Source organism: Streptomyces sp. NPDC002669, assembly GCF_042889165.1.
Lineage (GTDB): Bacteria > Actinomycetota > Actinomycetes > Streptomycetales > Streptomycetaceae > Streptomyces.
The window spans coordinates 145482-165123 of sequence record NZ_JBIAQQ010000007.1 but is presented as its reverse complement, the minus strand read 5'-3'; the positions used below and the strand labels follow the sequence as shown (position 1 = coordinate 165123).

At 72.7% G+C, this 19642-nt stretch carries 18 protein-coding genes; 8 read left to right on the top strand and 10 right to left on the bottom strand.

What is annotated here, in order from left to right; genetic code table 11:
* Nucleotides 1-148 precede the first annotated feature (148 nt).
* Together ACFYW1_RS13405 and ACFYW1_RS13400 are read left to right on the top strand one after the other, a co-directional pair.
* Nucleotides 149-1744 (top strand): hypothetical protein, encoded by a 1596-nt coding sequence (locus ACFYW1_RS13405; protein WP_388991056.1) that lies wholly within the window; start codon nt 149-151, stop codon nt 1742-1744.
* A gap of 209 nt (nt 1745-1953) precedes the next feature.
* Nucleotides 1954-2844, top strand: coding sequence for an SCO0930 family lipoprotein (locus ACFYW1_RS13400; RefSeq protein WP_388991054.1), 891 nt, complete (start codon nt 1954-1956; stop codon nt 2842-2844).
* Nucleotides 2845-3013: 169 nt separating this feature from the next.
* On the opposite strand, the gene ACFYW1_RS13395 is transcribed toward ACFYW1_RS13400, so the two are convergent.
* The 7 genes from ACFYW1_RS13395 to ACFYW1_RS13365 form a co-directional block, all read right to left on the bottom strand.
* A complete protein-coding gene (locus tag ACFYW1_RS13395; RefSeq protein WP_388991052.1) occupies nt 3014-3325 on the bottom strand; it encodes an SHOCT domain-containing protein in 312 nt (103 codons plus the stop codon).
* A 59-nt stretch (nt 3326-3384) separates the two neighbouring features.
* Complete coding sequence (locus ACFYW1_RS13390; RefSeq protein WP_388991050.1) at nt 3385-3846, bottom strand: DUF6325 family protein; 462 nt, start codon at nt 3844-3846, stop codon at nt 3385-3387.
* A gap of 96 nt (nt 3847-3942) precedes the next feature.
* Complete coding sequence (locus ACFYW1_RS13385; RefSeq protein ID WP_388991048.1) at nt 3943-4311, bottom strand: amphi-Trp domain-containing protein; 369 nt, start codon at nt 4309-4311, stop codon at nt 3943-3945.
* A 41-nt stretch (nt 4312-4352) separates the two neighbouring features.
* Complete coding sequence (locus tag ACFYW1_RS13380) at nt 4353-4769, bottom strand: SHOCT domain-containing protein (RefSeq protein WP_388991046.1); 417 nt, start codon at nt 4767-4769, stop codon at nt 4353-4355.
* Nucleotides 4770-4891: 122 nt separating this feature from the next.
* The gene (locus ACFYW1_RS13375; RefSeq protein ID WP_388991044.1) at nt 4892-5089 is read right to left on the bottom strand and encodes a hypothetical protein; all 198 of its coding nucleotides are present in this window, start codon (nt 5087-5089) and stop codon (nt 4892-4894) included.
* 74 nt (nt 5090-5163) lie between these two features.
* Entirely contained in the window at nt 5164-6870 is a 1707-nt protein-coding gene (locus ACFYW1_RS13370; RefSeq protein ID WP_388991425.1) for an MFS transporter, read from the bottom strand.
* 214 nt (nt 6871-7084) lie between these two features.
* On the bottom strand, nt 7085-9751 hold the full coding sequence (locus tag ACFYW1_RS13365; RefSeq protein WP_388991042.1) for a LuxR C-terminal-related transcriptional regulator: 2667 nt from the start codon (nt 9749-9751) through the stop codon (nt 7085-7087).
* A 302-nt stretch (nt 9752-10053) separates the two neighbouring features.
* On the opposite strand from ACFYW1_RS13365, the gene ACFYW1_RS13360 reads away from it, so the two are divergent.
* From ACFYW1_RS13360 to ACFYW1_RS13340, 5 genes are read left to right on the top strand one after another with little or no spacing between them, the layout of a single operon-like run.
* A complete protein-coding gene (locus ACFYW1_RS13360; RefSeq protein WP_388991040.1) occupies nt 10054-10938 on the top strand; it encodes an ABC transporter substrate-binding protein in 885 nt (294 codons plus the stop codon).
* Nucleotides 10939-10946: 8 nt separating this feature from the next.
* The gene (locus ACFYW1_RS13355; RefSeq protein WP_388991037.1) at nt 10947-11921 is read left to right on the top strand and encodes an amino acid ABC transporter permease; all 975 of its coding nucleotides are present in this window, start codon (nt 10947-10949) and stop codon (nt 11919-11921) included.
* Nucleotides 11918-12691: an amino acid ABC transporter ATP-binding protein gene (locus ACFYW1_RS13350; protein WP_388991035.1), complete on the top strand. Its 774-nt coding sequence runs from the start codon at nt 11918-11920 to the stop codon at nt 12689-12691. Before ACFYW1_RS13355 ends, ACFYW1_RS13350 begins: the two co-directional genes overlap by 4 nt.
* A complete protein-coding gene (locus tag ACFYW1_RS13345; RefSeq protein ID WP_388991032.1) occupies nt 12691-14310 on the top strand; it encodes an amidohydrolase family protein in 1620 nt (539 codons plus the stop codon). Before ACFYW1_RS13350 ends, ACFYW1_RS13345 begins: the two co-directional genes overlap by 1 nt.
* Nucleotides 14307-15152, top strand: coding sequence for a serine hydrolase (locus ACFYW1_RS13340; protein WP_388991030.1), 846 nt, complete (start codon nt 14307-14309; stop codon nt 15150-15152). The genes ACFYW1_RS13345 and ACFYW1_RS13340 overlap by 4 nt, the downstream gene beginning before the upstream one ends.
* Nucleotides 15153-15192: 40 nt before the next feature.
* On the opposite strand, the gene ACFYW1_RS13335 is transcribed toward ACFYW1_RS13340, so the two are convergent.
* The gene (locus tag ACFYW1_RS13335) at nt 15193-16116 is read right to left on the bottom strand and encodes a LysR family transcriptional regulator (RefSeq protein ID WP_388991028.1); all 924 of its coding nucleotides are present in this window, start codon (nt 16114-16116) and stop codon (nt 15193-15195) included.
* Between the two features lie 9 nt (nt 16117-16125).
* The gene (lysA, locus tag ACFYW1_RS13330) at nt 16126-17478 is read right to left on the bottom strand and encodes a diaminopimelate decarboxylase (RefSeq protein WP_388991025.1); all 1353 of its coding nucleotides are present in this window, start codon (nt 17476-17478) and stop codon (nt 16126-16128) included.
* A 261-nt stretch (nt 17479-17739) separates the two neighbouring features.
* On the opposite strand from lysA, the gene ACFYW1_RS13325 reads away from it, so the two are divergent.
* Nucleotides 17740-18255 carry a DUF6630 family protein gene (locus ACFYW1_RS13325; RefSeq protein WP_388991023.1) on the top strand — a complete coding sequence of 172 codons (516 nt, stop codon included), beginning with the start codon at nt 17740-17742 and terminating at the stop codon, nt 18253-18255.
* Nucleotides 18256-18313: 58 nt separating this feature from the next.
* On the opposite strand, the gene ACFYW1_RS13320 is transcribed toward ACFYW1_RS13325, so the two are convergent.
* The gene (locus tag ACFYW1_RS13320) at nt 18314-19237 is read right to left on the bottom strand and encodes a carbohydrate kinase family protein (protein ID WP_388991021.1); all 924 of its coding nucleotides are present in this window, start codon (nt 19235-19237) and stop codon (nt 18314-18316) included.
* Nucleotides 19238-19642: the final 405 nt, after the last annotated feature.

The window sequence follows — 19642 nt, the reverse complement described above, 5'->3', positions numbered from 1 at the left end:
TCCCGGCTGTAAGCCCGTTCGGCACCCCCTAACGGGGCGTCCCACGTTTTGGTTCAGCTCGTTGAACCGTCCCGGGGTTCCGCGCGTGTGACGGCCGACGCACCAGTGGTGCGCGTCACCGGGCCCCATACGGAGGAGGACGAGAAAGATGCGCGACGCCCCGAGGACGACGAACGACGAACGGCGGACCACGCCGTGGCACACGGCGGCAAAGGTGACGGCGGTGTGCGGCCTGGCGGCCGTCACCTGGCTGGCGCTGCCCGCACCGGCGCATGCGCTGGGGTCCGTACGGGCTCCGGATTCCGTACGGGCGCTGGACTCCGCACCGGCCCCGGCCGCCGTGCGGATGGGGCCTTCCCGGGCGCTCCGGGCCGACGAGGTGACGAAGTACTACGTGGTCAAGTCCGCACAGGAGAACGGCGGCGAGCAGGAGACGCTGTTCGGGATCGCGGAGCGCACCCTTGGCGACGGCGACCGGTTCGAGGAGATCCTGGTCCTCAACAGCGGGCGCCAACTCCCGGACGGTTCGGCCTTCGTGAGTCCCGACCAGCTGACCCCGGGCTTCCCGCTGATCCTGCCGGAGGACGCGGACGGCCCCGGCGTGGAGTTCGGTGTCCTGCCCGAGGAGAACGCCACCCCGGCGAAACGTCCCCCGCAGAGCGTCTCCCCCACGACGCGCGCCGCGGCCGGCCGGAGCGCCGGACCGTTCGCCGGGCTCGGCGACCGGCTCGGGTCGCCCTGGCTGATCGGGGGTGTCACCGGCGCCACCGTACTGACCGTGGTGATCGTCGCGCGGCGTCCGATCGGCCGGGCTCTGCGCGCCACCGGTTCCGGGGCCGCACGGGCCGCCCGGGTGCTGCGGCCCCGGCTGCCGCACCGCCTGGCGCTCGCGCTTCGGCGGCGTCGGCGAGGCGCGCTCGCGCGGCGGCTCGCGGCGGACACCCGTACGCCGGTGGTGGTGCGGCAGGCCCTGCGCGAACTGATCTCCGCCGAGGAGGCGAAGGCCGAGCGTCCGGTCCGGGTCTACAGCGTTCTCGCCGAACCCACGAAGCTGCTCGCGTCGGTTTCGGGGGCGCACACGGCGCCTGCGCCGTGGACCGCGCTCGAACCGAATCGCTGGGAGCGCACCGGGCTGTCCTCCGTCGTCGAGGGTGATCCGGCGGCCGACGTGGCGCTCGCGCTGCCGTACCTCGCCCGGATCGGAGTGAGCGAGCGGGGCGCGCAGGTCATGGTGGATCTCGGGCAGATCAACGGCGCGCTCAGCATCAGCGGTGACCTCGTCGTCGCCCAGGACACCGTGGCGGCGCTGGTGCGCGGCCTGCTCGAACTGCCGCGGCAGAGCACGGTGGTGGTCTCGGTGGACCCGGGCGCGAGCGCCCTGCCCGGCCTCAACGGGCTGGTCCGGGTCCGCTCCGTGTCGGAGGTGAAGGGCAAGGCCCCCGAGGAGATCCTCAACTCCGCCGAGGAACTGGGTGTCGGCCTGGTGCGTGGCGCCGCCCGTACGGGCGAGGTCACCGGGTTCATCGTCCTCCAGGACGCGCCGACCCCCGAGGAGGCGCGGGCGCTCGCGGACCTCACGGAGTCCGAGGGCGGTGGCTGGATCGTGCTGGCGGTCGGCGACGTGCCGGGGGCGCACTGGAGGTGGTACGCAGAGAACGACGGCAGCGTCGACCTGGGCGTGCTCGGTCTGCGGGTGGTCGTTCCCACGCAGACGTTGGCGGGGGCGGGCACGGGGCGGGTCTGAAGGTCCGCGACCCGCAAAATAATTCCCCGGGAATTGAACCTCCCCACCACAACAGCCGTTTTCACAGTGACAGTGACCGACCGGAAAGAATTCCGGGACCAAAAACTCCGCCCCGGCAGTCGGCCGACTCCTCCCCTGCTGCCGGGGCGGTCCATTACTTCAGCGATACGGCGAAAACACTTCCCCAGCTTCCCGAAAGAGGGATACCCATGCGTAAATTCACCTACGTCCCGGCCGCGTTCACGGTCGCCGCGGTCATGCTGACGGCGGCCTGCGGAAGCTCCGGTGGCACGGCGGCGACCACCACCGCCCCCGCCGGGCGCGCCGCCTCGACGAGCAACGGTACGCAGCCCTCGCAGGCGGGCCGGCTCAGCGTCTGGAAGAGCGAGAAGCTGGGCCCGGTCGTGACGGACGGCGCGGGCTTCACCCTGTACCGCTTCGACAAGGACACGGCGAAGCCACCCGCCTCCAACTGCGCGGGGGACTGCGCCGCGGCCTGGCCGCCGGTGCCCGCCGATGGCGCGAAGGCGGGCCGCGGCCTGGCTCCCGGACTGCTCGGCTCGGTGAAGCGAGCCGACGGCACGAAGCAGCTGACCCTGGCCGGATGGCCGCTGTACCGCTACGCGCAGGAAACGGCGCCCCGGCAGACCCTCGGTCAGGGCGTCGGCGGCACCTGGTTCGCGGCAGCGCCGGACGGCACGAGGGCGAAGACGCAGACCCAGGAGGCCCAGGACGAGCCGAAGGATCTGCCCGCCCTGTCCACGGTCGACGACGAGGAACACGGCACGATCGTCCGCGACGGCAAGGGACGCACGCTCTACCGCTTCACCAAGGACACCGCCTGGCCGATGAAGTCCAACTGCGAGGGCGCCTGCCTGAAGGAATGGAAGCCCGCCGAACTCGTCGACAAGAAGGACATCAAGGGCATCGACCCGAAGCTGATCATCCCGTACACCCGCCCCGACGGCACGAAGCAGCTCACCATCGACTGCTGGCCGCTCTACTGGTACACCGGCGACAAGAAGCCCGGTGACACCAACGGCCAGGGCGTGAACGGCACGTGGTTCACCGTGCGGCCCGACGGCAAGCCGGTCAAGTAGCCGCATTCGTCCCTGGGAGGGAACCGTCCCGCGCCCCGGTCGAGGACGCCGACTTCCAGGGCTCACGCAGGCCATTCGTGCCCGCGCCGTGAGCCGCCCTGCCCGGCTGAAGACGTGGGACCCCGGGTCCGGCCCGGCCGGACCCGTGACGGTTTCCGGGAACGGGTGGTCAGGAGCCGAGGATCCTGCTCTTCTGGGCCGCGAACTCGTCGTCGGTCAGGACGCCCTGTTCCTTCAGCTGTGCGAGTTCCTTGAGTTGGGCGATCCTGCTGTCCATGGCGTCGCCGGAGGCGGCGGGCTCCGGCGACGGCGGCGATGCGGGTGTGTTCTGTTGTGTCGATGTGTTCTGTTGTGTCGGTGTGTTCGCCATGTCCTGCGCGGCCCACCGGCCCGCCTGGCGGCGCGAGACCCTGTTGGAGACCGCTGTCGCCGTGCCGGAGATGACCGCGGTCCGGGCGACTCCTCGAAGAAGTCCTGGCATGACCGTCCTCCTTGACTGCTTTCGAACGGATCGGCTTCCCGGCGCTCCGGCCGGTGGTGTCAGGGAGCGGCCTCGCCGACGGTCTGCGCCTCCGCGGCGTCGAGCGAGGCCAGCAGGGCCTGTACGGGAACGCGTCCGTCGGCCACGAGTTGTGCGCCACCGCGGCGCAGGGCCCGCGCGAGAGGGGCGGCCCAGAGGTTCTCGTAGACCAGGATGCCGGCCGAACTGCCCCGTTCGAGAACCGCCCCCGCCTCGTCGAGGTCGTCCTGCCCGAGGAGTCCGGACGACGAGCCCTCGAACACCGACAGGTCGAACCCGCCGTGGACGTCCAGTTCCCTCAGGTCCAGGGCGACGATGCTCCCGTCGATGTCCTTCCGGACGAACAGCAGGTCGAGAACGCGGATGATTCCTCTGTCGACCAGGTCGAGGAGCAGTGGGAAGCCCTCGCCCGTCATGCGGTTGCCCGGGAACTCGATGACCAGATAGTCGACCGGGCCCATGTCCTCGATATCGTGGTTCATGTCCGCTCCATGTCGCTGGAGGATGACCGTGCCCGCCCCGGCGCGCCCCCACGGACACGACCGGACGCGGATTCGTGTTTCATTGCGGCAGCCGGGTCACGACCGCCTGGTGGCCGAGCGCTTCGGTTTGGCGGACGGCGTGGACTTCCGGCTCCGGGTGGCGGGCGCGGGCTGCTCGGCCGGAGCACCTTCGGGCTGCTCGGCGCGATCGGCCTTCCGTGCGGGCGCGCCGGACGCTCCGTCCGTCCGCCATTTCAGCTCGATCTCCAGCTCGATCTCGCCGTCGCCGACCTCGAACTCCACCTCGCTGCGGAACTCGTCGGGAACCCGCATGCTCAACACACCGGTGCCGAAGTCCAGTTCGGCCTCTCCGCCCTTCCGGAACGCCTCGGCGATTCCCGCCAGTCGCTCTGCGGCCTCACTGCGGGACAGGGAACCCTTCTGCTCGAACTTCAGGTGCTTCACGGCTGCCTCCAGCGGGCTGGTCGGGGATCACGGGACGGCTCTCAGCGGCTGCCGCTCAGGACGAGTTCCTTGGCCCGGCGGAACTCCTCGTCGGTGATGTCGCCGTGCGCACGGAGTTCGGAGAGCTTGGAGAGTTCGTCGGCCCGGCCGGTGCCGCCGCTGCCCGCGGCCTCCCGGATGTACGTGTCGAACTCCGCCTGCTGCTTGCGGGCGTGTGTGATCTCCCGGCGGCCCATGGCCTTGCCGCGTGCGATGAGGTAGACGAACACGCCGAGGAAGGGCAGCAGGACGACGAACGCCAGCCAGCCCGCCTTGCCCCAGCCGCTCAGTGTGTCGTCGCGGATGACATCGCCGATGATCCGGAAGAGCAGGATGAACCACAGGACCCACAGGAAGAACCACAACATGGTCCAGAAAGCGCTCAGCAGCGGATAGTCGTAGGCGAGAGTGGTGTTCATCTCCGTGCTCCGTTCCGGTCGGGTTCCGCGGTGCCGCCCCGGTCCGTTCTCCAGCGTGCGCGGTCCCGTGCGGGGGTGCCTCACCCGGCACGGGTGAGTGCGTCCACCGGCTTCGGGCCCGGTCAGGCCAGGAGCCGCCGCAGTTCCACCACGCGGAGACCGAGCGACTGGAAGCGGGCCAGCAGTCCGTAGAGGTGCGCCTCGTCCACGACGGGGCCGTAGAGCACCGTCTGGTCGGAGATCGTCACGTGCTCCAGTTCGGGGAAGGCGCCGATCAGCGTCTCCGACATGTGTCCATCGACGCGGATCTCGTACTGCATGCTGCGATGGTCCGTCCCGGGCGCCCCGGTCGGCCTCACCCCGTGCGGGTGACCTGCGCGCCCGGTTGCGGACATCATGTCCTCCCCGGCCGTCTCGGCCTCCGCACGCGCCGCGTGCGCTGCTTCGGCGGAGCGGAGGACCGGCTCGGGTTCACCGGTTCTTCCGGTCCTGCGGGGCCTGTCGGCGGGGTCGGCCCGCCCGCTCCGGGGGTTGAACTCGCGGTGGGCAGGGCCCGTGTCACCAGGAAGCTCGCCAGTGTGATGCCCCCTGTCGCGAGGACGGCCGCCTTCAGGCCGTTGAGCTGGGCCGCGGCGTAGGAGTCCGTGAGGGCGTCCACCTCGTGCGGGGGGAGGCCGGCCCGTACGGCCGCCGAGCGGACCTGGTCGGTGGGGACGAAGCCGACTCCGGATTCCAGGGCGACGCTCGTCTCCTGCCGGGCCTTCTCGGAAAGGCGCGGGTCCCGCTCGACCTGTGTGGTGAACGCCTGGACCAGGGCGCCGATCAGGATCGACCCGATCAGGGCCGTACCCAGCGCGGATCCCAGGTTCTGGGCGGTGAACTGCAGGCCGCCGACCTCGCTGCGCTCCTGCTCCTGCGCACTGGACTGGACGACGTTGCCGAGTTGCGAGGCGAGCATCCCCATGCCCAGCCCGAGGAGCGCCATGGCCCCGAAGAACTGGCCGTTGTCGAGGACCGGTTCGATGGTGGCGAGCAGCCAGACGATCGCCGCCACGAGCAGCACCAGGGCCACCCGTACGACCCGGCGCGGTCCCGCCCTGCGCCCGAGCCGGGCCCCGCCCAGGGAGGCCACGAGCATGGTGACGGAGACCGGCAGCAGCCGCAGCCCCGTCTGGAAGGCGTCGAGCCCCTGCACCACCTGCAGGTAGAGCGGGATGGTGAAGAACAGCCCCAGGAGGATCAGGTTCTGGCTCAGCAGGGTCAGCAGTCCCGAGCGCAGCACGGGTCTGCCGAGCAGGGCCAGGTGGACCAGCGGGTCGTCGCCGCGCTCCTCCCGGCGCCGCTCCCAGGTCCGGAAGAGGCAGAGGAGTGCGATTCCCGCCGCGACCACGAACAGGGTGGGGGCGAAGCCGAACACCGTGAAGGGCGGATCGCGCGGCTTCACCCATCCCCAGATGGTGCTCTGCAGCACCCCGAGAACGCCGAGGCCCAGTCCGGCCGCCGACAGCACGGCGCCGACGACGTCCAGCCCGGGGGTCCGGCCCGCCGCGGGCCGCTGCGGGATCGCCCGCCGGAAGAGCAGTACGCCCAGCACCACCACGACCTCGCCGGCGAAGACCAGGCGCCAGGTGAGGTACGTCGTCACCCAGCCGCCCAGCAGCGGCCCCACCGCGATGCCGGCCCCGGCCAGGCCGCCGATGACGCCGTAGGCGACGGCGCGCTCCCGGCCCCGGTAGGACTCGGCGACCAGGGCCGCCATGGAGGGCAGTACGAGGGCGGCGCCCAGCCCTTCGACGACCGACCAGCCCAGCGCCAGGACCCACAGGGTGGGCGAGACAGCGGTCAGGGCCGATCCCACGCCGTAGACGGCCATGCCGGTCAGGAAGACGCGACGGCGCCCCAGGATGTCCCCGATCCGGCCACCGATGATCATGAACGCGGCCATGACCAGGGCGTACAGGGTGATGACGGCCTGGATCGCGGTGACCTCGGTGTCGAAGTCATCGACCAGTCGGCTGATGGAGACGTTCATGACGGCGGTGTCCAGCACCATCAGGAACTGGGCCGCCCCCAAAACGATCAGTGCCCGCCACCGGCTCACCCTGTTCACCCCGCCTCGTCGGGTCGGGCGGCCCGGGGACCGGTCGGCCGCCCGGCGGAGCGCGCCGCCGCTGCGACGGCCTCGCCCCGCCGCTGCCATCGCACCCGAAATGCCCGCAGACCGCCTCACCCGTCACGGGTGGGCGGGTGCCCGCCCTCGCCGGCGTCCCCGACGGCTCGGCGCCCCGGCGTCCGGACGCCTCCGCGCCGGAGGATCACAGCAGGCCGAGGTCACGGGCCCGACGCACCGCGTCGTTGCGCCGGTGCACCGACAGCTTGCGGTAGGCGCTCTTGAGGTGGGTCTTCACCGTGTTGACCGACACGTACAGGTCGGCGGCGATGTCCTCGGTCGACATCGTCCGGGCGAGCCGCCGCAGCACGTCGCGTTCCCGTTCGCTCAACGGTTCCACCGGCGGCCCGGCCCCGGTGCCCGGACCGGTCGCGTCGCCGTCCCGTACGGCTGCGGACCCGGGCCGGTCGGCGGTACGGGTCCACGGGGGCACCGTCGCCAGGAAGGGGGCCAGCCAGGGCCCGGCTTCCAGGAAGGGGCGTCGCAGCTCCTCGGGCTCGGCCTGCCGGAGCGCCCGGTCGAGCAGCCGGTGCACGGCGGGGAGGTCGCCCGCCAGCCTCGCGGCCTGGGCCCGCACCAGGGCGGCGCGTACGGTCACCGCCGGCCCGGTGCGTCCGGGTCCGGGAAGGCCGTCGAGCAGGCGGAGGGCCGTGGCGCGGTCACCGGCCGCGAGATGGGCGCGGGCCGCGCCCACCAGGCACGTCGGCTGGTCCTCGGACACCGCCCGAAGGACCTCGACCGCCGCGTCCGGGCGGCCTTCGGCCAGGCGGACGGCCGAGGCGACCAGGGCGGCGTGGGCCCGGACCCAGGGGGATTCCTCATCGGCGGGAACGGTGCGTTCCGCGACGTCCAGCGCGGCACGGGGGCGGCCCTGTGCCAGGAGCAGGCGGGCTCGGGCGATGTGGCGGCCCGCGGCCGCCACCGGGTCCGGGGCCGCCGGGTCGGGCGCCCGGTCGAGCAGGTCCTGGGCCCGGTCCGTCTCGTCCCGCTCGACCGCGACCGCGGCGAGGACCGCCTGCCCGATCCCGGACCCGGCCGACCGGGGGAGACCGAAGCGCTCGGCCTCGGCCGCCGCCGCCCGGATCCGGTGTTCGGCCCGGCCCGGCCATCCGTCGAGGTAGTCGATGAGCGCCAGGTGTTCCGAGGACTCCCTCCGGGGCAGGGCCGTGGCGGCGGCTTCGGGGCTCCGGGACACCACCTCGTCGAGGGCGGCCCGTGCCTCGTCGAGACGCCCGGCCCACAGCCGGGAGGAGCCCAGCTGGGTCTGCAGCAGGGCCCAGAGCTCGGGGTGCTGGTCGAGCAGTGCGGCGGGCACCGACCGGAGCAGCGCCGAGGCGGCCCGGGCGGCCTTCTCGGCCTGGTGCGCGGAGCCGGTCAGCCGGCCCGCCGTCGCTTCGAGCAGGGCGCAGCCGAGCCGGGCCGCCGCCCCGTCGGAACCGTCGCGGGCCCCGGAGGCCAGCTGCTCCTCGGCGTGCCGGAGGTGGTCCAGACCCCGGTCGAGGTCGTGGCGGGACAGCTCGCACGCGGCGCGGACCAGGTCCGTGGCCGGGCCCGTCCGCTCGGCCTCCGGGCCCGTGAACAGCTTGGTCAGCCCGTCCGGGCGCGGGCCGGTGAGCAGCCGGCCGATCGCCAGGTCGTGCACCAGGGCCTCGGCGACGAACGTCCTGTCCCCCGCGACTGCGCCGTGGGCCAGTGCCTCCGGCAGCGTCCCGGAGCGGCGCAGCCAGTGCGCCGCCCGTCGGTGCAGCTGCCGTTCCAGGCCGGGAGAGCGCCGGCGCAGATGGGCCAGGAGGATCTCCCGGAACAGGGGGTGGAGCCGGTACCCCGTGGGTCCGAAGTCCTCGACGAAAGCGTTGTCCCGGACCAGTGCGGCCAGGATCGGTGCCGCGTCGCACCGTCCGGTCAGCGCGTCCGCGAGGCCGGGCCGGAACCAGTCCAGGACGCTGACCCGGAGCAGCAGGTCCTGGGTCCGGGGCGGCTGCCGCTCCAGCACCTCGGCGAGCAGGAAATCGGCGATCGTGCTGCGGCCCGCCTCGAACTCCTTCAGGTAGACCTCCGGGTCGTCGGGGCTCAGCAGCGCGGCCAGGGCGCACAGCCGGACGCCCGCCGCCCATCCCCGGGTGCGCTCCACCAGCGCGCCGACCGCGCGGACGGGCAGGTCGAGCCCGTGCAGCCGGAGCAGTGCGGCCGCCTCCTCCACGGTGAGGGCCAGTTCGGCGTCCCGGATCTCGGTCATCTCCCCGGCCACCCGGTAGCGGTGCAGCGGGAGGAGCGGTTCGGTACGGGTGATCAGGACCAGGTGGAGTCCCGGGCCGCCGTGGCGCAGGACGAAGGCGAGCTGCCGCGCGATCTCCGGGGTGTTCGCCCGGTCGAACTCGTCGACGACCACGGTCACGGGCCGGTCGTGGCCGTCGAGCCCTGCGGCGAGCCGGGAGAGCAGTGCGTGGGCGGGCGGGCCGGTCGCGGAGGGCACCGGTACGCCTCCGGCGCGCAGTGCCCGGAGGAAGTGCGCCCAGAACAGGTCGGGCGTCCGGATCGCCGGGTCGAGGGTGAGCCAGGCGGCCGGCGGGTCGAGGCACCCGGCCCAGTCGGCCACCAGCAGGGTCTTGCCCGCGCCGGCACAGCCCTCGACCACCGTCAGCGGGGTCCGCGGCACCGGTCCGAGGCGCGCGGTCAGCCGCTCCCGCCGCAGGAACGTGGCGGGCCTGGCCGGCGCGGCGAACCGGGTCCGCAGGAAAGGGTTCCCGACGGGATCGACGTCGGTGCCGTCGGCTCCCTGCGCGAAGTCTTCACGGGGTGCGTCCACGCTCACCACCCTCCGAGGTGTTCAGGGGCAGGTCTCCCAGGAACCAGTCTCTTCCCCTCCCGGGCATCCGGCCCGGGAAGCGGCTGGGCCCTTCCGGACGGCCGCGGATCCCCGACCCGCTCCGCCGCCGGGCCCGGCCCCGTACCCGGCCATGGCCCGGCCCGTACCCGGGTCCGCGGCCGGGCCCGTGCCCGGATCCGTACCCGTACAGATTTCGATGGTCAGGCATGAATGGCTTCATCATCTTCCGTTCACCGGGGCACGGCTGCCAGCATCGGCGCACCGCCACCCCGTGAGGGAGAAATCCGATGAATCGTCCCCGTTCTTTGCGCTGTCTGGCCGCCCTGGCCGTGGTGGCCCTCGCCGCCACCGCATGTGGGCGCTCCGGTCAGGGCGACGCCCCGGCCGGAGCCGAGTCCCGGGCCGCCGCCGGCCGGACCGCCGCCGAGCTGCTGCCCGCCCAGGACCGGCAGAAGGGGGTGCTCCGGGTGGCCACCGCGGTCGGCTACCCGCCGATGGAGATGTACGCGCCCGGCACCACCCGGCTCACCGGTGTCGACCCCGATCTGGCCGGGGCCATCGCCGAGCGGCTCGGGCTGAAGCTGGAACTCACCAACGCCGCCTTCGACGGACTGATCCCCGGCCTGGAGTCCGGACGGTTCGACCTCGTCATGTCGTCCATGACCGACAACGCGCAGCGGCGGCAGGCGGTCGACTTCGTCGACTACTTCCGCACCGGCGGCGTCATCATGACGAAGCGGGGCAACCCGCAGGGCATCAAGTCCCTCGCGGACCTCTGCGGGAAGACCGTCGTCCTCGCCAAGGGCAGCTCCAACCTCCACATCGGCGAGGAGCAGAACGCCAAGTGCGGGGAGAAGATGCGGATCTCGCAGAGCGAGGACGCGCCGACCGGGCTGCTCCAGCTGGACAGCGGACGCGCGGTCGCGACCATCGTCGACTACCCCGTCGCCAAGACGTTCACCAAGAAGAGCAGCGCGTACGAGGTCCTGCCGGAGCAGTACGGCACCGCACCCTGGGGCATCGCGTCCGCGAAGAGCCGGAGCGGGCTGCGCGACGCCGTCCGCAAGGCACTGCAGGAACTCATCGACAACGGCGACTACAAGAAGATCCTCGACACCTGGGGCGTCGGCGGCAGCGCCGTGCCCGAGGCCACCGTCAACGACGGGCAGTGAGAACAGTCATGAAACACCAGAAGACGCCCGGCGCGGCCCTCGGCACGGCGCCGGATGCCGCCCCCTCCGACCCGACGCGGCCGGAGGACGACCTCTCCCTCCAGGTGACCGGACGCCCGCGTCCCGGCCGCTGGCTCGCGGTCCTGGCCGCCGTGCTGTTCGTGGTGTGGCTGGCCTACACCATCATCGTCAACCCCAATCTGCACTGGGACATCGTCGCCAAGTACCAGTTCGACGGGGTGATCCTCAAGGGCCTCTGGGTGACCGTTCAGCTCACCCTCGTCTCGATGGCCCTCGGCATCGCCATCGGCATGGTCGTCGCGGTGATGCAGCTGTCCGACAGCCCTGTCCTGCGGCTCACCGCCGGTGCCTACACCTGGTTCTTCCGGGGCACCCCGCTGCTGGTCCAGCTCATCTTCTGGTTCAACCTGGCCCTGCTGTTCCCCGTGATCAGCATCGGGATCCCGTTCGACGGCCCCAAACTCGTCAGCTGGCAGTCCAACCAGGTGATCACCGGGTTCGTGGCCGCGCTGCTCGGTCTCTCGATCAACGAGGGCGCCTACATGGCCGAGATCGTGCGGGCCGGCATCCAGAGCGTGGATCCCGGCCAGCGCGAGGCGGGAGCCTCCATCGGGATGTCGAACCGTCAGATCCTGTCCCGGATCATCCTCCCGCAGGCGATGCGGGTCATCATTCCGCCGTTCGGCAACCAGTTCATCTCCATGCTGAAGACGACCTCGCTGGTCTCGGTCATCGCCGGCGCCGATCTGATGACCGTCTCCCAGCACCTCTACCTCGCCAACTTCGAGGTGGTCGCGCTGCTCATGGTGGCCTCGATCTGGTACCTCGTGCTCACCACGGTCGCCAGCATCGGCCAGCACGCCGTCGAGCGGCGCTACAGCCCCGGTACCGCTCCCGTGCTGCGGAGCAGGATCCTGGCCAATCTCCGGCCCGGACGCGCCAAGAAGGGAGCGACGGCATGAACGACGTGATCCTCAGGGCCCGCGGGGTCCGCAAACGGTTCGGTGACACCGAGGTGCTGAAAGGCATCGACCTCGACGTCCGCAGCGGTGAGGTGCTCTGCGTCATCGGCCCCTCCGGCTCCGGGAAGTCCACCCTGCTGCGCTGCTTCAACCACCTCGAACGGATCGACGCGGGGCGGGTGTGGATGGACGGCGAACTGGTCGGCTACGAGCAGCACGGCCCGTCCGGCCGGATGCTGCGCGAGCGGCGCCCCCGGGACGTGCGGCGCCAGCGCGAACGGATCGGCATGGTGTTCCAGCGGTTCCACCTGTTCCCGCACCGCACGGCGGTGCAGAACGTGATGGAGGGTCCGGTCGCCGTCAAGGGACGGTCCCGTGCGCAGGCCGAGGAGCAGGCCCGCGGGCTGCTGGCCGACGTCGGTCTCGCGGACCGGGCGGACCACTACCCGGGGCAGCTGTCCGGCGGGCAGCAGCAGCGCGTGGCGATCGCCCGCGCGCTGGCCATGGAACCCGCCGTCATGCTCTTCGACGAGCCCACCTCCGCACTCGACCCCGAACTCGTCGGCGAGGTGCTGGGCGTCATGCGCGACCTGGCCCGCAGCGGCATGACGATGGTCGTGGTCACCCACGAGATGGGCTTCGCCCGCGAGGTCGCCGACCGGGTCCTGTTCATGGACCGGGGTGCCGTCGTCGAGGCCGGGAGCCCCGACCTGCTGTTCACCGACCCGCGGCACGAGCGCACGCGGGCCTTCCTGTCGACGGTGCTGTGATGGGCCGCTCTCCCGATCTGCTGCTGCGCGGCGGCACGCTCGTGGACGGAACCGGCGCACCCGCCCGGGAGGCGGACGTCGCGGTGGTGGACGGGCGGATCGCCGTGCTCCCCGCCGGTGCCGGCGTCACGGCCGCCGAGACCCTGGACGTGACCGGGCGGGTCGTCGCGCCCGGCTTCATCGACGTGCACACGCACTCCGACGCCCTCGCGGCGCCGCACGGGACCGGCGGGGCCGCGGAGCCGCTCGACGACCTCCGCCTCGCCCCGCTGCTCCAGGGCGTCACCACGGAGATCTGCGGCAACTGCGGGACCAGCCTGTTCCCGTCGCTCCCCGAGCGGCTGCCGGAACTCGCCGAGCACCTCCGGGTGACGTTCGGGCTCGGACCGGTCCGGCCCGCCGTGGACTTCGACGCGTTCGCCGCCGGTCAGGACCCCGCCCTGCGCCACACCCACATCGCCTCGCTGGTCGGCCACGGCACGCTGCGCGCCGGAGTGATGGGCTTCGCGGCGCGGCCTCCCCGGCCCGCCGAGCTGGACGCCATGTGCGCACTGCTGGACCGGGCGCTGGCCCAGGGGGCGGCCGGTCTGTCCACCGGGCTCATCTACCCTCCCGGCACCTATGCCGACACCGAGGAGATCGTCGCGCTGGCCGGGGTCGCCGCCCGGCACGGCAAGCCCTACGTCACCCATCTGCGCGACGAGATGTCGCAGGTGGAGTCCGCCCTGGAGGAGGCCCTGGAGATCGCGGTGCGCTCCGGCGCCCCCTTGCAGGTCTCGCACCACAAGACCGCGGGCCGGCACGCCTGGGGCGCCACGCTGCGCACCCTGCCCCGGCTGGAACGGGCCCGTGCCGAGGGCGTGGACGTGCTGTGCGACGTCTATCCGTACACGGCGGGGAGCACCGTCCTGCACGCCATGTTGCCGCCCTGGGCGAGCGAGGGCGGCATCGGTGCCCTGCTGGAACGGCTGCGCGGGCCCGGGACCCGCGACCGGATCAGGGCGGACATCGCCCGGGGCGTCGAGGGGTGGGAGAACACCGTGGGAAACGGCGGCTGGGACCTCATCTCGGTGGCCGCCGCGCCGACCTCTACCTGGGCCGAGGGGCGCACCGTCGCCGACCTCGCGGCCGAGCGCGGCGTCGATCCGGTGGACCAGGCGTGCGACCTCCTGCTGGCCGAGCGGGGCGAGGTGACCATCATCAGCCATTCGATGCGCGAGGACGACGTCCGCCGGGTGCTCGCCAGCCCGCTGTCGATGATCGGCTCGGACGGCGTCCCCAAACCGGGCCGGCCGCATCCGCGCTGGGCGGGAAGTTTCGCCCGGGTGCTCGGCCACTACGCCCGCGACGAGCGGCTGTTCCCGCTGGAGGCCGCGGTGCACAAGATGACCGGGCTGCCCGCCGGGCGGTTCGGCCTCACCGGCCGCGGCACGGTCCGCGACGGCGCCGTCGCGGACCTGGTCGTGCTCGACCCGGCGTCGGTGCGCGACACCGCCGGCTTCGACCGCCCCCTGCTGATACCCGAAGGCATCGATACCGTCGTGGTGTCGGGGCGGATCGCGGCACGGGACGGCCGCCCGACCTCGGCACGGGCGGGAGAAGTGGTGAGAGTCCGATGAGTCTGGCCCAAGTGGCCGCGGCGGCGCGGCGTTCGGCCGCGCTGCCGCTCACCCTGGCCGTCGCCGCCGTGGACATCGACGGCGGCGGCGCGGTGGGGGTGGACGAGCGCACCGTACTGCCGGTGGCGTCCGCCTCGAAGCTGCTGCTGCTCGCCGAGGTCGCGCACCGGCTGGACGGCGGGGAGCTGGCCGCCGACCGGGTGGTGGAGGTCCTCGACGAGGACGTGGTGGCGGGCACCGGTCTGCTGCGCCGGCTGAGCGGGCGCGGCTGGACCGTGGAGGACCTGGCCTGGCTGACGGCCTCGGTGAGCGACAACACCGCGACCAACGCGCTGTTGCGCCTGGTGGGGCGCGAGTCCACGGCCCGGCGCGCGCGGGAGCTCGGGCTCGACCACCTCGCGCTGCACGACAAGGTCCGTGACGTCCGGGGCCCGGACGTGCCGCCGGTCTTCGCCACCGGCACCGCACGGGACCTGGCCCGGCTGGTGGCGCACGCGGTGCGCGGCACCATGAGCGGCCCGGCGGCCTCCGCCCGACTGCTGCGCTGGATGCGCGCCAACACCGACCACGGCCTGGTCCCCGCGCTGATCGACCACGATCCGTACGCCCCGGGCTTCCCCGAGCGGCCGGGCGACGGGCTCCTGGTGGCCAACAAGACCGGCACGGACACCGGTGTCCGTGCCGATGCCGGTGTCATCGTCGGCAGGCGCCGGCTGGCCTACGCGGTGGTGGCGCACTGGGACACCGCGCTGGGCCCGAGCACCGAGCGGGCCGCGGTGCATGCCATCCGGGACGTGGGGCGGACCCTCGCGGCCTGTGCCGGGCGCCCGACCACCGTCTGAGAGGCCCCACGGAGCGCGGTGGGCGTGACCGGCGGCCCGGTCACGCCCACTGCACCTCCAGCAGCGACCGGATCTCCTCGGCGGCCGACCGCAGGTCGTCGAGGAAGATCCGCAGCAGCGGGTTGCGGTTGGTGGGCCGGGTGGCGACGCCGATGCGCCGGTGCAGCCGGGGGTGGTCCAGCCGGCAGACGTGCACCCCGGTGGTGTCGCCGATCCCGAGCGCCGGGACGAGGGCGATGCCCATGCCCGCACGGGCCAGGTTGATCGTGACCTGGTAGTGGTCGCTGCGGCAGCGGACCCGGGGGCGGAAGCCCTCCGCCGCGCACGCGCGTTCCAGCACCGGTTCACCGGTGTGGCCGCCGTGCGTGCCGATCCAGCTCTCCCCCTCCAGGGCGGCGAGCCGGACCTCGGCGTGCCGGCCGAGGCGGTGTCGCAGCGGGAGGACCACCAGCTGCGGTTCGTCGAAGAACATCTCCACGTCCACGGTCGCCTGCCGGCACCAGGGGTCGAGCGGATGCTCGAAGACGACCGCGGCGTCGAGCCGGCCCGCCTCCAGGTCGGGCACCAGCTCGTGCGGCTGGCCGAGGATCAGTTCCAGCTCGACCTGGGGCCGGTTCGCCGCGAACGCCGACAGGGCCCGGGGCAGCAGCTCCAGGCCCGAGGAGGCGAAGAAACCCAGCCGCAGGACCCCGGCCTCGCCCTCGGAGTGCGCCCGCAGGTCGTCCTGGGCCACGGCCATCAGGTCGGCGACCGCCTGCGCGTGCTCGGCCAGGCGCACCCCGGCCTCGGTCAGCCGCAGGCTCTGCGGCTGACGCTCCACCAACGCCACCCCCAGCTCCTGCTCCAGCCGGGCGAGCTGGTGCGAGATCGCGGAGGGGCTCAGATGCAGCGCCCGGGCCGCGGCCACGATGGTGCCGGTACGGGCGATCTCCAGCAGGACGAGCAGGCGGGCACTGTTCAGCATCGGGTCAGGTTAGGACGTACCGACGCATTGCGCCGCTCCGGCACCGGATCGTCGTGCCAGGGCCGGCCCCGGGAGCCCGGCGGGCTCGTCCACGTCCAGGCGCAGCAGGTCCTCCTCGGTCTCCCGGCGCACCACGAGGCGGGCGCGGCCGTCGCGCACGAAGACGACGGCGGGGCGCGGCAGCTTGTTGTAGTTGGAGGCCATGGCGTACCCGTAGGCGCCGGTGACCGGTGTGGCCAGGAGGTCGCCCACCGCGACGTCGGCGGGCAGGGCCGCGTCGTCGACGATCACGTCACCGCTCTCGCAGTGCTTCCCGACCAGCCGGGCCCGCATGGGCCGGGAGGCGCGCGGGCTGCGCGGCAGGAACACCTCGTAGCGACTGCCGTACAGGGCGGGGCGCAGGTTGTCGCTCATCCCGCCGTCCACGCCGACATACGTCCGCACGCCCTCGATCCGCTTGATCGTGCCCACCCGGTAGAGGGTCAGTCCGGCGCGGGCGGCGATGGACCGGCCCGGCTCCACCGTCACCGAGGAGTTCCAGCCCGCGTCGCGCACCGCGGTCCGCACCCGGGCCGCCCATTCGGCGAAGGACGGCGCGGCCTGTCCCGCCTCGTACGCGACGCCGAGGCCGCCGCCGACCGTGAGCCGGTGCATACGGGTGTCGGCGGCGAACCGGGCGATGGCCGCGGCGCCGGCCGCGAGTTCCGCCGTGTCCAGCACCTGCGAGCCCACGTGCGCGTGGACGCCCTCCAGGACCATCGCCGGGGAACCGGCGGCCCGGCGCACGGCGGCCGCCGCGGTCCCGCCGGCGAGGCCGAAGCCGAACTTCGAGTCGTTGCCACCGGTCCGGATCGCCTCGTGCGCGCCGGCGGCCACTCCGGGCGCCACCCGCAGCTGGATCCGGGCGGGTGGCAGGTGTTCCTCGGCGTGCAGCCGTTCGATGCGGTCCATCTCGTCGAAGCTGTCGACCACCAGGTGCCGCACCCGGGCGGACATGGCCGTGCGCAGCTCCGCCTCGTCCTTGTTGTTGCCGTGCAGGACGATCCGGTCGGCGGGCACCCCGGCGTGCAGCGCGACCCGCAGCTCGCCCCCGGAGGCGACGTCGAGCAACAACCCCTCCTCGTGGGCCAGTCGGGCCATGGCCGTGCACAGGAACGCCTTGGAGGCGTAGGCGACGTTGTCCCGGCCGAAGGCGGCGACCGCCTCCCGGCAGCGCCGGCGCAGATGCTCCTCGTCGTAGACGAAGAGGGGCGTTCCGAAACGGTGTGCCAGTTCGGTGAGCGGGACGCCGCCGACGGCCAGCCCTTCCGGACGGATTTCGGATGTGCCGGGCAGCAGGCCCGATTCGATGGCTGACGTCACGCGTTCCTCCCCAAAAGCCGGATCGCAGCCATCCTGCGGCCTGTACGGGAGGCGTAAAAGCGCATTCTTCTATGGCTGAGCCTCACGCTTTTCGATGCTCGTGCCGTACCTGCGGGTCCGGCCCGCGTCCGTTGTCACACCCCTGTGCCAGGCTTCTTCGTGAACGCCCGGGAAGGCACCGCTCCTCGGTGACGACTCCGGCCGCACGGCCCCACGGCCGCCCGACCATCCGACTGCCCGACCGTCCAAGGAGCTCACGTCATGTCCGACCCCGACACGGTCCGTACCTCGCTGGAAGCCATGGCGGCGCTTCTCGCGCCGGCCCATCCGGACGTCGTCGAGCAGGTGTTGCACGCCCACGACGATCCCGAGGGCTATGTGCGGGCGCATGCGGACCGGCTGGACGAGCGCGGCATCGACGAGCCCGTCGCGGACCTCGCGTGGATAGCGCTCGTGGACGCGCTCGACGCCCACCGGCTGCTCGTGGAATTCGACTGGAAGGAGGACCCGGAGGAGATCCTGGCCCAGTTGGGGATGCTCGCCTCCCGGCCGTCGGTGGATCCCTGGGTGCTCTTCGAGGCCGGCGAGACGTCCCTGCCGACCCACGAGTTCCTGACCGCCTGCGGTCGGCACTATCGCGAGGTCGGCGCGGCGCTCGCCGTCCTCGACATCGAGTCGGACTGCTACCCGGTGGTGTGCCTGCGTGCGGCGCGGGCCGAGGAGTTGACGGCGCTCGCCGCCCGGGCGGGGTTCACCGCCCGGGCCCTGGGGAGCTGAGGACGCCGCCCCGGTCCGCGGCGTGCGGAGGACCGGCGTCCCGGATCGGCACGGACCGTCAGCTCCCGTTCCGGACAGGGTCCGAGGCCAGCAGGACGTCCTGCGGGACGAGGGCGGTGGAACCCGGGGCGGTACAGGCGTACGCCCCCGCCACGGCGCCCAGGCGGGCGCATTCCAGCGGGTCCCGGCCGGCGAGCCTCCCGTACAGGAAGCCGCAGACGTACGCGTCCCCCGCACCGTTGGAGTCCACCACCGGCGCGGGCGGGACGGTCGCCGGGATGTGGTGCGGGGTGGATCCGCCGTCCCGGGTGAGTACGTGGGAGCCGTCCGCGCCCGCCGTGGCGATCACGGTGTCGGCGCGGCCCTCGCGGAGGATCTCCCGCATCAGGGCGAAGGTGTTCTCGCCCGCACCCGCCGCGCTGAGGAAGACGAGGTCGGAGCGGAGCGCGAACTCCCGGTGGTGGTCCGCCAGTCCGTCCCAGTCGTGCAGGTCCGTGGAGACGGGGACGCCGAGCTCCTCGATGTCGTCGTAGAGGAAGCGGGTGAAATTCATGATGGACAGGTGGACGTGGCGGGTGCGCCGCAGTCTCGGCAGGTAGAAGTCCCGGGGCATCCTCAGGTCGGCCGGGTCGCGGGCGTCGTAGAACGACATCCGGCGTCCGGTCGCGTCCACCAGGTTCACGGCGCGGCGGGTGCCCGCCGCGGAGATCAGCGGGTCGAACTCCACGTCCCCGGCGGCCATGCGCTCGCGCACCTGGGCGCCGATCCGGTCGTCGCCGATGCAGTCGAGGAGGGCGACCTCCAGGCCGAGCGCCCGGGTGCCGAGGGCCACGTTCCCCCCGGTGTGGCCCGGCCATTCCTCGATCGGCCCGACGTGGACCGAGTCGGCGAGCGGGACGGGCAGGGCGTCGACCCGCACGATGGTGTCAACCCCGCTGCCTCCGACGACCAGGACGTCGTATCGCGTGTTCTTCTGAGTCATCTCCGAAGCCTTTCTGTTCCCGCCGCGGCCCAGTATGCCGTGGGCCGGAGCGGCCTTCCACGGGCGCATGCCGCCGTGCCGGACCGGCGGGCCCCTCGGTGGGTGCGGAGACGTACCGAGGGGCCCGCGCCGACGTAACTCCCTTTCCTCTCCGCCCTCTTGTCCGTCGTCTCGTCACCGTCCGGAGGGAAACGGGAGGGCGGTACCGGACGTGCGGTGCCCCGGGTCCGGGAATTCGGCCGGGTGCGGCTCGCTCTTGCGCCTCGGGCAATCCCGGAACCGTCGCGGAAATTCAATCCGCACGGGAACCAGAATGACCGGTCCCGCTCCGACGGAAAATCCGGATTCATGGTGAAGGCCGAATATCCGGCGGAAGGTCTCGTGAATGCGTAAGACCTCATGAAT

What these genes read in the sequence shown, in the direction of transcription:
- ACFYW1_RS13380 (WP_388991046.1), bottom strand. Translation starts at nt 4,769, where the DNA reads ATGAACACCACTCTCGCCTACGACTATCCGCTGCTGAGCGCTTTCTGG.
- ACFYW1_RS13335 (WP_388991028.1), bottom strand. Translation starts at nt 16,116, where the DNA reads ATGCTGAACAGTGCCCGCCTGCTCGTCCTGCTGGAGATCGCCCGTACC.
- ACFYW1_RS13345 (WP_388991032.1), top strand. Translation starts at nt 12,691, where the DNA reads ATGGGCCGCTCTCCCGATCTGCTGCTGCGCGGCGGCACGCTCGTGGAC.
- ACFYW1_RS13350 (WP_388991035.1), top strand. Translation starts at nt 11,918, where the DNA reads ATGAACGACGTGATCCTCAGGGCCCGCGGGGTCCGCAAACGGTTCGGT.
- ACFYW1_RS13325 (WP_388991023.1), top strand. Translation starts at nt 17,740, where the DNA reads ATGTCCGACCCCGACACGGTCCGTACCTCGCTGGAAGCCATGGCGGCG.
- ACFYW1_RS13390 (WP_388991050.1), bottom strand. Translation starts at nt 3,846, where the DNA reads ATGAACCACGATATCGAGGACATGGGCCCGGTCGACTATCTGGTCATC.
- ACFYW1_RS13320 (WP_388991021.1), bottom strand. Translation starts at nt 19,237, where the DNA reads ATGACTCAGAAGAACACGCGATACGACGTCCTGGTCGTCGGAGGCAGC.
- ACFYW1_RS13405 (WP_388991056.1), top strand. Translation starts at nt 149, where the DNA reads ATGCGCGACGCCCCGAGGACGACGAACGACGAACGGCGGACCACGCCG.
- ACFYW1_RS13360 (WP_388991040.1), top strand. Translation starts at nt 10,054, where the DNA reads ATGAATCGTCCCCGTTCTTTGCGCTGTCTGGCCGCCCTGGCCGTGGTG.
- ACFYW1_RS13395 (WP_388991052.1), bottom strand. Translation starts at nt 3,325, where the DNA reads ATGCCAGGACTTCTTCGAGGAGTCGCCCGGACCGCGGTCATCTCCGGC.
- ACFYW1_RS13375 (WP_388991044.1), bottom strand. Translation starts at nt 5,089, where the DNA reads ATGCAGTACGAGATCCGCGTCGATGGACACATGTCGGAGACGCTGATC.
- ACFYW1_RS13340 (WP_388991030.1), top strand. Translation starts at nt 14,307, where the DNA reads ATGAGTCTGGCCCAAGTGGCCGCGGCGGCGCGGCGTTCGGCCGCGCTG.
- ACFYW1_RS13400 (WP_388991054.1), top strand. Translation starts at nt 1,954, where the DNA reads ATGCGTAAATTCACCTACGTCCCGGCCGCGTTCACGGTCGCCGCGGTC.
- ACFYW1_RS13355 (WP_388991037.1), top strand. Translation starts at nt 10,947, where the DNA reads ATGAAACACCAGAAGACGCCCGGCGCGGCCCTCGGCACGGCGCCGGAT.